This window comes from Prauserella oleivorans (genome assembly GCF_042685745.1).
GTDB lineage: Bacteria > Actinomycetota > Actinomycetes > Mycobacteriales > Pseudonocardiaceae > Prauserella_A > Prauserella_A oleivorans.
Genome location: NZ_JBHUNT010000001.1, coordinates 2,203,348 through 2,215,337 on the forward strand (window position 1 = coordinate 2,203,348; position 11,990 = coordinate 2,215,337).

11 protein-coding genes and 1 pseudogene are annotated in these 11,990 nt (G+C 72.9%); 8 read left to right on the forward strand and 4 right to left on the reverse strand.

Annotated elements, in window-relative coordinates:
• The first annotated feature begins 15 nt into the window (after window positions 1–15).
• From ACFSZT_RS10945 to ACFSZT_RS10955, 3 genes are read left to right on the forward strand one after another with little or no spacing between them, the layout of a single operon-like run.
• Window positions 16–1,065, forward strand: coding sequence for a thiamine ABC transporter substrate-binding protein (locus ACFSZT_RS10945; protein ID WP_377384298.1), 1,050 nt, complete (start codon window positions 16–18; stop codon window positions 1,063–1,065).
• Entirely contained in the window at window positions 1,041–2,657 is a 1,617-nt protein-coding gene (locus tag ACFSZT_RS10950; RefSeq protein ID WP_377384301.1) for an ABC transporter permease, read from the forward strand. The genes ACFSZT_RS10945 and ACFSZT_RS10950 overlap by 25 nt, the downstream gene beginning before the upstream one ends.
• Window positions 2,658–3,671: an ABC transporter ATP-binding protein gene (locus ACFSZT_RS10955; protein ID WP_377384305.1), complete on the forward strand. Its 1,014-nt coding sequence runs from the start codon at window positions 2,658–2,660 to the stop codon at window positions 3,669–3,671.
• 1 nt (window position 3,672) lies between these two features.
• On the opposite strand, the gene ACFSZT_RS10960 is transcribed toward ACFSZT_RS10955, so the two are convergent.
• From ACFSZT_RS10960 to ACFSZT_RS10970, 3 genes and pseudogenes are all read right to left on the reverse strand, one after another.
• On the reverse strand, window positions 3,673–4,566 hold the full coding sequence (locus tag ACFSZT_RS10960; RefSeq protein WP_377384308.1) for an ABC transporter permease: 894 nt from the start codon (window positions 4,564–4,566) through the stop codon (window positions 3,673–3,675).
• Window positions 4,563–5,539: pseudogene (locus tag ACFSZT_RS10965) on the reverse strand (ABC transporter ATP-binding protein). The gene ACFSZT_RS10960 and the pseudogene ACFSZT_RS10965 overlap by 4 nt, the downstream one beginning before the upstream one ends.
• On the reverse strand, window positions 5,536–6,582 hold the full coding sequence (locus ACFSZT_RS10970) for a LolA family protein (RefSeq protein WP_377384311.1): 1,047 nt from the start codon (window positions 6,580–6,582) through the stop codon (window positions 5,536–5,538). Before ACFSZT_RS10970 ends, ACFSZT_RS10965 begins: the two are co-directional and overlap by 4 nt.
• 136 nt (window positions 6,583–6,718) lie before the next feature.
• Between ACFSZT_RS10970 and ACFSZT_RS10975 the strand changes: the two genes are divergently transcribed.
• From ACFSZT_RS10975 to ACFSZT_RS10990, 4 genes are read left to right on the forward strand one after another with little or no spacing between them, the layout of a single operon-like run.
• Window positions 6,719–7,423 (forward strand): response regulator transcription factor, encoded by a 705-nt coding sequence (locus ACFSZT_RS10975; RefSeq protein WP_377384313.1) that lies wholly within the window; start codon window positions 6,719–6,721, stop codon window positions 7,421–7,423.
• The gene (locus ACFSZT_RS10980; protein ID WP_377384316.1) at window positions 7,420–8,763 is read left to right on the forward strand and encodes a sensor histidine kinase; all 1,344 of its coding nucleotides are present in this window, start codon (window positions 7,420–7,422) and stop codon (window positions 8,761–8,763) included. The genes ACFSZT_RS10975 and ACFSZT_RS10980 overlap by 4 nt, the downstream gene beginning before the upstream one ends.
• Window positions 8,764–8,775: 12 nt before the next feature.
• Entirely contained in the window at window positions 8,776–9,207 is a 432-nt protein-coding gene (locus ACFSZT_RS10985; RefSeq protein WP_377384319.1) for a (deoxy)nucleoside triphosphate pyrophosphohydrolase, read from the forward strand.
• Window positions 9,208–9,245: 38 nt separating this feature from the next.
• Entirely contained in the window at window positions 9,246–9,545 is a 300-nt protein-coding gene (locus ACFSZT_RS10990; protein ID WP_377384321.1) for a YciI family protein, read from the forward strand.
• Between the two features lie 16 nt (window positions 9,546–9,561).
• Here the strand turns inward: ACFSZT_RS10990 and ACFSZT_RS10995 are convergent, their stop codons facing one another.
• A complete protein-coding gene (locus ACFSZT_RS10995; protein ID WP_377384446.1) occupies window positions 9,562–9,807 on the reverse strand; it encodes a hypothetical protein in 246 nt (81 codons plus the stop codon).
• 151 nt (window positions 9,808–9,958) lie between these two features.
• On the opposite strand from ACFSZT_RS10995, the gene typA reads away from it, so the two are divergent.
• A complete protein-coding gene (gene typA / locus ACFSZT_RS11000; RefSeq protein ID WP_377384323.1) occupies window positions 9,959–11,863 on the forward strand; it encodes a translational GTPase TypA in 1,905 nt (634 codons plus the stop codon).
• Window positions 11,864–11,990: the final 127 nt, after the last annotated feature.

Sequence of the window (11,990 nt, forward strand, 5' to 3'; positions counted from 1 at the left end):
CGACGAGGAGGGTTGATGAAGTTCCTTCGCCGAGCGGCGGTCCTGACACTCGCCGGCGCACTCACCGCAGGCTGCACGTTGTTCACCGGGAACGGCGAGGACGAGCAGGGCCCGACCACGGTCACCCTCGCCACGCACGAGTCGTTCGCCGCACCGCAAGGCGTGCTGGACGCCTTCGAGCAGCAGTCGGGCATCCGCATCCGGGTCGTCAAGCAGGGCGACGCGGGAGAGCTCGCCAACAAGCTCGTGCTCACGAAGGCCAACCCGATCGCCGACGTCGCCTACGGCATCGACTCCACCTTCGCGTCGCGCACGCTCGCCGAGGGTGTCTTCGCGCCCTACACCAGCCCGGAGGCCGACCGCGGTCCGCAGCGGTACTCGATCGATTCCCGCAACCGGCTCTCGGCGGTCGATGTCGGCGACGTGTGCGTGAACATCGACCGGACCTGGTTCGCCGAGCGGAACCTGCCCGAGCCGCAGACCTTCGACGACCTCGCCGACCCCCGCTACCGCGACCTGCTGGTGGTCGAGAACCCCGCGACCTCCTCGCCGGGACTGGCGTTCCTGCTCGCCACGATCGCGCGGTACGGCGAGAACGGCTGGTACGACTACTGGTCTCGGCTCAAGGACAACGGCGTGCAGGTGGTGAGCGGCTGGACCGAGGCCTACACCCAGCAGTTCTCCGGTTCGTCGGGTCGGGGCCCGCGGCCGATCGTCGTCTCCTACGCCTCGTCGCCCGCCGCGGAGATCGGAGAGGACGGGAAGTCGCGCACCAAGGCACTGCTCGACACCTGCTATCGGCAGGTGGAGTACGCGGGCGTGCTCGCGAACACCGAGCGGGAGGAGGCGGCGGGCCGCGTCGTCGACTTCCTGCTCTCGCACCAGTTCCAGGCGACCGTCGCGGAGAACATGTACGTCTACCCGGCACGGGAGGGCGTCGCGTTGCCGTCCGGCTGGGCCCAGGCCGCGCCGCTGCCGCAGTCGCCCGCGTCGCTGCCCGGGGAGCGCGTGCAGGCCGGGCGCGAACAGTGGATCGAGCGATGGCGCGGGTTGCTGCAAGGCTAGCCGGCGGCACGGCGCTCGCCGGGCTGCCGATCGTCTTCCTCACCGTCTTCTTCGCGTGGCCGGTGGTGGCGATCGTGCGGCTCGGCTTCACCAACGGCGGCGTCACGTCGACCCTCGCCGAGGCCCAGACGTGGGAGCTCGCCGGATTCACCGTCGCGCAGGCGGCGGCGTCGACGCTCGTCGCGCTCGTCGCGGGCATGCCGGTGGCGTTCCTGCTCGCGCGGGTGCGGTTGCGCGTGGTCGGTGTGGTGCGCACGTTCCTGCTGGTGCCGTTCGTGCTGCCGACCGTGGTGGTCGGGCTGGCGTTCAAGGCGCTCTGGCCCGGCGGCGGCGTGGGTGCCATCGTGCTCGCCAACGCGTTCTTCAACGTCGCCGTCGTGGCGCGCACCGTCGGCGGGCTGTGGGCGCACCTCGACCGGCGCGGTGAGGACGCTGCGCGGGCGCTCGGCGCGTCCCCGTGGCGGGCCTTCCGGTCGGTGACGCTGCCCGCGCTGATGCCCGCCGTCGCGTCGTCGGCCGCGGTGGTGTTCCTCTTCTGCGCCACCAGCTTCGGGGTGGTGCTCATGCTCGGTGGCGCGCGGTACCGCACGCTGGAGACCGAGATCTACGTGCGCACCGTCGACCTGCTGGACCTCTCCGGCGCGGCCGCGCTGTCGCTGGTGCAGCTGGGCGCGGTGATCGCGGCGCTGGTGATCGGCGCGGTCGCGCGCAGGCGACGCGAGACGGCGGCCCGCCTGCGCGCGCGTGCGGAGACGGCACGCCGGCCCGAGGGCGGGGAGTGGTGGGTGGTGCTCGCCGCGTTCGGCGTGCTGGCGTTGCTGCTGGTGCCCATCGGGGCGCTGCTCGTCCGCTCACTGTCCACTCGGGACGGCTGGGGTCTCGACGGCTACCGTGCGCTGGCCGGCTTCGGGGAGCGGGGCGCGCTGAACGTCACCGGCTGGGATGCCGCACTGAACTCGCTGCGCACCGCGTCCGACGCGACGGTGCTGGCCGTCGCCGTCGGGGTGCTCGCCGCCGTCGCCCTGGTGGCGTTGCGCAGGTCACGGGAGCGTGGTGCCCGCGCCGCGGGCGAGGTGCTGGACGCCGCGCTCATGCTCCCGCTGGGCGTCTCGGCGGTGACGGTCGGGTTCGGCTACCTGATCACGCTCGGCGCGCTGCCCGGCGACCTGCGGACGTCACCACTGCTGGTGCCGTTCGCGCAGGCGCTGGTGATCATCCCGCTGGTGATCCGCATGGTGCTGCCGGTGCTGCGATCGGTCGACGAGCGGCTCCGGCAGGCGGCGGCGACCCTGGGCGCCGGGCCGGTCCGCGTGTGGCGGGAGGTCGACCTGCCGCTGGCCGCGCGGTCGCTGGCGGCCGCGGCGGCGTTCGGCTACGTCGTCGCACTGGGCGAGTTCGGCGCGACGAGTTTCCTGGCCCGGCCCGACGCCCCGACACTGCCGGTGGCGATCGGCGCGCTGATGAGCAGACCGGGAGAGGTGAACAGTCAGATGGCCTACGCCGCGTGCACACTGCTCATGCTCGTCACCGCTCTGGTGGCCACCGTGATCGACCGGCTGCGGTCGCCGCACGCGCAGGTGGGGGAGTTCTAGATGCTGACCGTGGACGGGCTCACCGCGGCCTATGGGTCGTTCACCGCCGTCGCGGACGTGCGGCTGGAGATCGCCGACGGTGAGGTCCTCGCGCTGCTCGGACCGTCGGGGTCCGGCAAGTCGACGCTGCTGCGCTCGATCGCCGGGCTCGACCCCCCGGCCGCCGGCACCGTGCGCTGGGACGGCGCGGACCTCGCGAACGTGCCGGTGCACCGGCGCGGGTTCGGACTGGTGTTCCAGGACGGTCAGCTGTTCCCGCACCGCGACGTCGCGGGAAACATCGCGTTCGGCCTGCGCATGCACGGCACCCCGAAAGTGGAACAGCAAAGCCGGGTGCGCGAGCTCTTGGAGCTGGTCGGGCTGGCCGGGTACGAGCGGCGCAAGGTCACCGGGCTCTCCGGCGGTGAGGCACAGCGGGTGGCGCTCGCGCGGGCACTGGCGCCCCGGCCGCGGCTGCTGTTGCTCGACGAGCCGCTTTCCGGTCTGGACGCCGAGCTGCGTGAGCTGCTGGCGCTCGATCTGGCGTCCGTGCTGCGCCGCGCCAAGATCACCACCCTGCTCGTCACCCACGACCAGGAGGAGGCGTTCACCCTCGCCGACCGGCTGGCCGTACTCGATCACGGGCGGATCCAGCAGGTCGGCGACGTGCTGGACGTCTGGCGCCGCCCCGTGGACGAGCGGGTGGCGCGGTTCCTCGGCGTGACGACCGTCCTGGCCGGGGAGGCCGTCGACGGCCGGGTCACGTGTGCCCTCGGCTCGGCGCGGGTGCCGTGGGCGCTGGACGGTCCGGTGTCGCTCGGGCTCCGTCCGCACGCGCTGCGGGTCGCGGAGTCCGGTGTCGAGGGCGAGGTGCTCAGCCGGGTGCACCGGCGCGACCACGTGCGGCTGACCGTCCGGCCCGGCTCCGGTCCCTCCACAGTGGACGCCGTGGCCACGATGGCCGCCGGGGTCCAGCCGGGCGAGCGTGTGCGGCTGGCCCTCGACCCGGACGGGCTGGCCGTCATCGGCCGGTAGGTCAACCGTCCTTCGTCGCGAGCCGGGCGTAGGCCAGCGACACCCCGATCACGATGTAGCACGCCGCCTTCAACGCGCCTTCGGCCAGCGCGTCACCGGGCATGGGATCCCGGAGCACGTCCACGAGGGCGGTCCACGAGTCGGTCAGCAGGAACGGGTGCAGCCAGGCGAGCGCGTCCAGGAACTGGAGCACCGTGAACACCACCAGCCCGCCCAGCACCGACGCGAGCACCACGATCGGATGCTCGGTGAACGCCGAGATCGCCAGCGCCACGGCGCCGACCGCCCACAGCTGCACCGCCACCCAGCCGACCGCGACGGCCACCTTGCCGAGGGCCTCGGGCAGCGAGAGCGTGGTGCCGGAGAGCGTGACCAGTGAGTCGGTGCCGTTGCTGATCAGCCCGGTGACGATGCCGGTCACCGCCATCACCGTGACCGCCGTCAGGGCGAACGCCGCCACCCCGGCCGCCTTGACGAACAGCAGCCTGCCCCGGCTCACCGGCGCGAGCAGCCAGCCGCGCAGCGTGCCGTGTGCGGACTCGCCCGCCAGCGCGTCGGCCCCGGACATCGCCGCGCACAACGGCAGCAGCATGCTCAGGGTCATCGTCAGCGTGGCGACCGGCAGCGCCAGCGCGCTTCCGACCGAGGACAGCAGCACCGAATCGCCGCCGTCCTCCGCGCCACCCGGTCCTCCGGGGCCGCCGCCGGGCGGGCCGGCCGGATCCACGAGGGTGAGCGCGATCCCGACGACCACGGGAATCACCGCGAGCACGGCGAGCACCACGAGCGTGCGCGGCCTGCGGAAGATCCAGCGCAGCTCGGCGCGCAGGAGCCGGACCGTCGGCGCGCGCAGGTGTCCCGGTGCCGTCGTCACTACCTGGGCCGGCGCGGTCATGAGGCGCCCTCTCGGTCGGATTCCTGGGTGAGCCGCGCGAACAGGTCTTCCAACCCCGTCCTGGCGCGGCGGGCCTCGTGCACCGCAACGCCCGCGTTGACGAGCACGGCGATGGCCTCCGGCGACGTGGTCGCCGTGAGGTCGACGCGCACGCCGTCCGGGGTGAGCCGGGCGGGGACGCGGGCGGACCGCAGTGCCGCCGCCGCGGCCGGACCGTCCGGAGTGGACACCTCCAGCGCGGGCGAGCCGGACTCCAGCAGCTCGGCCAGCTCGCCCTGCGCCACCACGTTGCCCTCGTTCAGCACGGCGACATGAGTGCACGTCGCCTCCACCTCGGCGAGCAGATGAGAGGACACCAGCACGGTCACTCCCGCCGCGTGCAGGTCCGCGATGATCGACCGCACCTCCCGCGTTCCGGCGGGGTCGAGGCCGTTGGTCGGCTCGTCGAGTACCACCATGCGGCGCGGCACCAAGAGCGCGGCGGCGAGGCCGAGCCGCTGCTTCATGCCCAGCGAGTAGCCGCGGTAGCGGCGGTTCGCGGCATCGGCCAGGCCCACGCGCTCGAGCGCCGAGCCGACCGCGCGGGGAATGTCGGCCTTGGTCAGCCGTGGTTCGGCGGCCGCCATGCGCAACAGGTTCTCCCGCCCGGACAGGAACGGGTGGAAGCCGGGGCCTCCACGAGCGCGCCGACGTCCGGCAGCGCCCTGCTCGCCTGCTCCGGCATGGCGTGCCCGAGCAGGTCCACCTCACCCGCGGTCGGGCGGACCAGACCGAGCAGCATCCGGATGGTCGTCGTCTTGCCCGAGCCGTTCGGCCCGAGCATGCCCAGCACGGCCCCCTCCGGCACGTCGAGGTCGACGTGGTCGACCGCGACCGTCCTGCCGTAGACCTTGCGCAACCCGCGGGTGCGCGCGGCGGCGGTGACCGTCCCCGGGGAGACGGTCACCACCGGTTCGACCGACGTCGAGCTCACCGGTTCTCCAGCGCCTGCGTGAGGACCTGTTCAGGAACCGCGCCGACCGCGACGCGGCCGTCGTCGGTGACCAGCGCGCTGCCCACCCTGGTCTCGACAAGGTGGCCGGAGCCGAACTCGCCGCTCACCGGCCTGCCGAGCTGCTCGAGCAGGCCGCGCACGTCGCTGTCCTGCCCCGAGCCCCGCAGGGCCTCGGCGGGCACGCGGGCGATCGCGACCGTGTCCCAGCCGTCGCCGACGGCCCGGACGGGCGGCTGCTCGGACATCCGCGGGCCGCGCTGCGGCTGCTGCTCGGTGACCTCCGTGCCGGGTGGCGGGGTGAACGTGAACAGCTCGGCGGGCTGCGGGCCGAACTCGATCTCGGTGAACCCGATCTCCAGCGCCGGTTCGGTGGTGCCGTTGGTCAGCACCGACATCCGCAGCGGCAGCCGGGTCTCGGAGTCCACGGCGACCCGCACCTCGCGCAGCAGGGTCCGCTCGTCGGGCTTCGGCGTGAGCACGAGCTCGTACGCCGTGCGGCCGGCCACCGAGGCGGTGCCGTCGACCGCCACGGTGCTGCTCTCGCGAACGTGTGCCACGAGCCGCGACGCCGCCGACGCCGGATCGGTCATCCCCTCGGGCATCCCGCGGCCCTCGTGCCGGGTCGCGGCCTCGTCGGGGATCCGGATCCGCGACGCGGTGTGCTCCGCCGAGTCGTAGGTCCAGACCGTCGTGCCGTCCTTCACGACCGTCAGCTCGCTGCTCTCCCGCTGCGCGGCGAGCCTGCTGTCGCCCTCGCCGTCGTAGTAGACGCGCCCGGACTGGGTGTCGAGCGCGGGCATCCCCGGAACGGAGGGCAGGCCGAGCGCGTTGTCGACGGCCACGGTTCCCGCGAGCGCGGGAGCCTCGGCTTCGAGCACGGACTCCACCAGCGCCTCCGGGCTGATCGGCGGCAGGTCCGGAGCCTCCCCCGCTCCGGCAGGCATCGCGAGAATGCCCAGCCCTGCCGCGCCGATCGCGGTGCCGGCGACGGCGGCGGTCACCGCTCGTTTCTTGGGGTTCACGAGTCCTCCCTCGGTCAATGGTCAGTGTGCGCCTGTGCCACCGAGATTGCTCCGCGCCCGCTGAGATCGGCCTGAGATGCTGAGAACCGGCTGAGAGCGGGCGCGCGTACCCGCACGAGACGGCATCCTGAGAGACGTGAAACCTCGAGTGCTGGTGGTCGACGACGAACCCGGCGTCCGCAAGGCCCTGCGGCGCGGCCTCACGGCCGAGGGCATGGACGTCGTGACGGCCACCGACGGCCCGACCGCGCTGCGGCTCGCGCAGACCGGTGCCTTCGACGTGCTGCTGCTCGACATCATGCTGCCGGGGTTGTCCGGCTACCGCGTGCTGCAGGCGCTGCGCGCGCAGGAGGTGGCCACCCCGGTACTGCTGATCTCGGCCAAGGACGGCGAGATCGACCAGGCCGACGGCCTGGACCTGGGCGCCGACGGCTACCTCGTCAAGCCGTTCTCGTTCGTCGTGCTCGTCGCGCAGGTGCGGGCGGTGCTGCGCCGGGCGGCGGTCCAGGGTGCCCGCGGACAGCTGCGCATCGGGGCGCTCGTGGTCGACCGTGCCGCCAGGGAGGTGCGCTGGCGCGACGAGCCGGTGCCGCTCAGCCCGCGCGAGTTCGCGTTGCTCGAGGTGCTCGCGAGCCGGGCCGGGACGGTCGTGACCAAGGACGAGCTGCTCCGTGCCGTGTGGGGGGACGAGCAGGCGGCCACGCGCAACGTCGTCGAGGTGTACGTCGGCTACGTGCGGCGCAAGCTGGACGCCGTCGGCGCTGGTGCGTTCGTGCGGACGGTGCGCGGGCACGGCTACGTCGCGGGCGAGTTCGAGCTCGAGCACGTGACGAGCGGGTGATCGGCTCGCCGCGCCGCTGGTGGCTCCGGCGGAGCCTGCGGTTCCGGATCACGCTCGTCGCCACCACCATCACGCTCGCGTTCCTGTTCGGGCTGGCGCTGCTCGCGGGCAAGGCGCTCGGCCCGTTGCTGGTGGGCTCGGTGGACGACGAGCTGCAGGCGGTGCTCGCCACGGCCGCCCAGCGCGTGGAGGCGGGACGGCCGCCGCCCGGTGCGGACGGGGTGGAGGTCCGGGTGCTCGACACGGCGGGCGGACCGGTCGACGGCGAGACACGTCCCGCCCTGGACGACCGGGACGTGGCCGAGCTCAAGGCCGGGGTGCCGGTGTCCAACGACGCGGGCGGCGAGGCGTCGGCGACGTTCCGCTGGGTCGGCCGCGTCGTCACGGCACCGGACGGTGCCCAGCGCCTCGTCGCCGTCGGCGCGCCGATGGTGGGCGCCTCGGCGGCGGTCGAGGACGGCACCCGGTTCCTGCTCCTCGCGGCCCTGGTCGGGGCGGCCGTGGCGACGCTGGCGACGTGGCTGGGCGTGCGGTCGGCACTGCGCCCGGTGGGCCGGATGCGCCGGTCGGTGCGGGAGCTGCCGCAGGGCGGGCGGCTGCCGCTGCCGGAGTCGCGCGACGAGCTCCGCGCGCTCGCTGCCGACTTCAACGCCCTTCTCGCGCGGTACGAGGAGATGAGCGAGCGGCTCCGGCGGTTCACCGGGGACGCCGCTCACGAGCTGCGCTCGCCGGTGGCGTCCATCCGCGTGCAGGCCGAGGTCGCGGTCACCAACCCCGACGCGGGGCTCGCGCAGGAGACGCTCGGTGACGTCCTCGACGAGGCGGAGCGGCTGTCGGCCCTCCTCGACGGACTGCTCACGCTGGCGAGATCCGACGCCGGGGAGCTGCCGCCCGCCGAACCCGTCGAGCTGGTCACCGAGGCCCGGGCGGCCATCGACCGGCTGCCGCCCGGGTCGCCGCCCGTGCGGCTGAGCGCGGTCGTGCCGACCGCGTGGGCGCTGGCCGCGCATGCCGAGGTGGAGCTCGTTCTGGACAACCTGTTGCGCAACGCCTGCCGGTACGCCGACGCGCAGATCGTCGTGTCGGTGCTCGCGTCGCGGGCCCGGGTGCGGGTGGTGGTGGACGACGACGGCCCGGGAATCGCGCCGGAACACCGCGAGCACGTGTTCGAGCGCTTCTATCGCGTCTCCGACGACCGCGCCCGCAGCTCCGGGGGCACGGGCCTGGGGCTCGCGCTGGTCGCCGAGGCGGTGCGCAGGCGCGGCGGGACGGTGCTGGTCGGCGACTCGCCGGACGGCGGCGCGCGATTCCAGGTCAGCTGGCGCAGGCACGATCGGTAGCGTTGCCGTCTCGTGGAGACCGGGAACCAGACCGTGATCGTCGGCGCGGCCATCGTCGCCGCCGGAGCCCTGCTGGCCCAGCAGCGTGCCTACCCGGCCGAGGCGGCCGGGTTGTGGGAGCTGCCGGGTGGGCGGGTCGAGCCGGGGGAGACCGAGGCGGACGCGCTGCGCCGGGAGTGCGCCGAGGAGCTCGGGGTCGAGGTGACGATCGGCGAGCGCGTCGGCCCGGACGTGCCGCTGCCGGGCGGCAAGGTGCTGCGGGTGTACGCCGCCACGCTCCGCGCCGGGCACGCCGAGCCCCGGGCCGTGGAGCACCGGGCTGTGCGCTGGGTGGGCGCCGGGGAGGTCGCCGCCGTCGAGTGGCTGCCGGCCGACCGCGTACTGGTCGGCGACCTGGAGGCGCTCCTGCGGGCTGACCCGGCTCACCGGTCCGGCGCGAGTTAACAGGAATCACCGCGCCGCGACGGGCTTACCGTGGTGGCATGTATGTTGTGTTGCTCACATACACCGCGCCGTTGCAGGAGATCGACTACACCCTGCCCGACCACGCGGAGTGGCTCGCCCGGCAGTACGAGCACAATTACCTGCTCACCTCCGGCCGCCGGGACATGCACCTCGGGGAGGTGATGCTGGTCCGGCAGATGCCACGGCTCAAACTCGACGCGATCCTGGCCTCGGATCCGCTCGCGATCCACCATCTCGCCCACTACGAGGTGGTGGAGTTCTCCGCGACGCGGACGGCACCGGAGATGCGGTCGCTCAACGAGGCGCTGGCACGCTGACCGTCCGGCCGGGGCTTCACGCCGCCTTGGCGGTGGTGCACGCCTTGGCCTTCTGCAACGCGAGCACGGGGCACTTCTTGCACCGGGGCTTGGACTTGCAGCACTTCTTCTTGACCTTGCCCGCCTTGATGAGCCGGCGGACCACGGCCCGGGGGTCGTCGCCGGCGTCCAGGTGATCGAGGTCCTTCAGGCCCTTCAGGTTCTTGAGGCTTTTGTCGCTCTTGTGGCCCTTGTGCTTCTTGCCCACCGGATCACGCTCCACGCCGACTGCCGTACCCGGGTTAGGTTAGGTGAACCTAATCTTGATCGAGGTGTGGCGCTGAGCACAATGCTACCGGCGGTACGCTGAAGAGGACCACGCGCGGCGTTCCAGCCGCTGGTCGTCCCCGTTCTCTTCCCACAGGAGCCGACGCGTGCCTGCAGTTACCGCCGAGAAGGTCAGGACCGACCTCCGGAACATCGCCATCGTGGCACATGTCGACCACGGCAAAACCACCCTGGTCGATGCCATGCTCCGGCAGTCCGGTGCCTTCAACGAACGGTCCGAGCCCGTCGACCGCGTCATGGATTCCGGCGAGCTGGAGCGGGAGAAGGGCATCACGATCCTGGCCAAGAACACGGCCATCCGCAGGCAGACGCCCGACGGCCCGGTGACCATCAACGTCATCGACACCCCCGGCCACGCCGACTTCGGCGGTGAGGTCGAGCGCGGGCTGTCGATGGTCGACGGCGTGGTCCTGCTCGTGGACGCCAGTGAGGGCCCGCTGCCGCAGACCCGGTTCGTCCTGCGCAAGACGCTGGAGGCGGGCCTGCCCGTCGTGCTCGTGGTCAACAAGGTCGACCGGCCGGACGCCCGCATCGCCGAGGTCGTGGAGGAGACCCACGACCTGCTGCTGGACCTGGCCTCCGACATCGAGGACGCCGATCTGGACGCCGTGCTGGACCTGCCGGTCGTCTACGCGGCCGCCCGCGACGGCCGGGCGAGCCTCAACCAGCCCGCCGACGGCGAGCTGCCCGACAGCGAGAACCTCGACCCGCTGTTCGACCTGCTGCTCGGGCACATGCCGCCACCCGCCGCCGACCCGGAGGCGCCGCTGCGCGCGCTCGTCACCAACCTCGACGCGTCGAGCTTCCTCGGCCGGATCGCGCTCGTCCGCGTCCACGCGGGCAAGCTGCGCAAGGGCCAGACCGTGGCCTGGCTGCGGGAGGACGGCTCCGCCCAGTCCGTACGCATCTCCGAGCTGCTCGTCACCGAGGCCCTCACCCGCGTGCCCGCACAGGAGGCCGCCGCGGGCGACATCGTGGCGATCGCCGGCATCCCGGACATCACCATCGGCGACACCCTGGCCGACCCGGAGCACCCCGAGCCGCTGCCGCGCATCACCGTCGACGAGCCGGCGATCTCGATGACGATCGGTGTCAACACCTCGCCGCTCGCCGGCCGCGGCGGTGGCGACAAGCTGACCGCCCGCCTGGTGAAGGCGCGGCTGGACGCCGAGCTCGTCGGTAACGTCAGCATCCGCGTGCTGCCCACCGAGCGTCCCGACACCTGGGAGGTCCAGGGCCGCGGTGAGCTCGCGCTGGCGATCCTCGTCGAGCAGATGCGCCGGGAGGGTTTCGAGCTCACGGTCGGCAAGCCGCAGGTGGTCACCCGCACCATCGACGGCAAGCTGCACGAGCCGTTCGAGCGGCTCTACATCGACTCGCCCGAGGAGCACCTCGGCGCGATCACCCAGCTGCTGGCCGCCCGCAAGGGCCGCATGGAGCAGATGGAGGGCGCGGGCAGCGGGCGGATCAAGCTCGAGTACGTGCTGCCCTCGCGGGGACTGATCGGCTTCCGCACCGACTTCCTCACCGAGACGCGCGGCACCGGCATCGCCAACCACATGTTCGAGGGCTGGTTCCCGTGGGCGGGCGAGATCCGCACGCGGCACTCCGGCTCGCTGGTCGCCGACCGGTCCGGCCCGGTCACCACCTACGCCATGCTGCAGCTCGCCGACCGCGGCGAGTTCTTCGTGGAGCCGGGCGCCGACGTCTACGAGGGCATGGTCGTCGGGGAAAACCCGCGGGCCGAGGACCTCGACATCAACATCACCAAGGAGAAGAAGCTCACCAACATGCGCTCGTCGACCGGCGACGAACTCGAGCGCCTCGCCCGGCCGCGCAAGCTCGGTCTGGAGGAGGCACTGGAGTTCTGCTCGGTGGACGAGTGCGTGGAGGTGACGCCGAAGTTCGTGCGCGTGCGGAAGGTGACGCTGGACGTCTCCCAGCGCGCCAAGGAGCGCTCGCGCGCGAAGTCTCGCGACCGCAACGCCTGATCCGGCCCGGGAACCACGGGCGGCGACGCTGCGTCAGCCCCGACAGCCGGGTATCCGATCCGGTATCGGGGCTTGACATCTCGTCTGGCACTCTCGTCTGCGACCAGGACGAGCCGATCCGACGAGC

Coding starts and splice junctions, on each gene's coding strand:
- ACFSZT_RS10945 (WP_377384298.1), top strand. CDS start 16: ATGAAGTTCCTTCGCCGAGCGGCGGTCCTGACACTCGCCGGCGCACTC.
- ACFSZT_RS10950 (WP_377384301.1), top strand. CDS start 1,041: ATGGCGCGGGTTGCTGCAAGGCTAGCCGGCGGCACGGCGCTCGCCGGG.
- ACFSZT_RS10955 (WP_377384305.1), top strand. CDS start 2,658: ATGCTGACCGTGGACGGGCTCACCGCGGCCTATGGGTCGTTCACCGCC.
- ACFSZT_RS10960 (WP_377384308.1), bottom strand. CDS start 4,566: ATGACCGCGCCGGCCCAGGTAGTGACGACGGCACCGGGACACCTGCGC.
- ACFSZT_RS10990 (WP_377384321.1), top strand. CDS start 9,246: ATGTATGTTGTGTTGCTCACATACACCGCGCCGTTGCAGGAGATCGAC.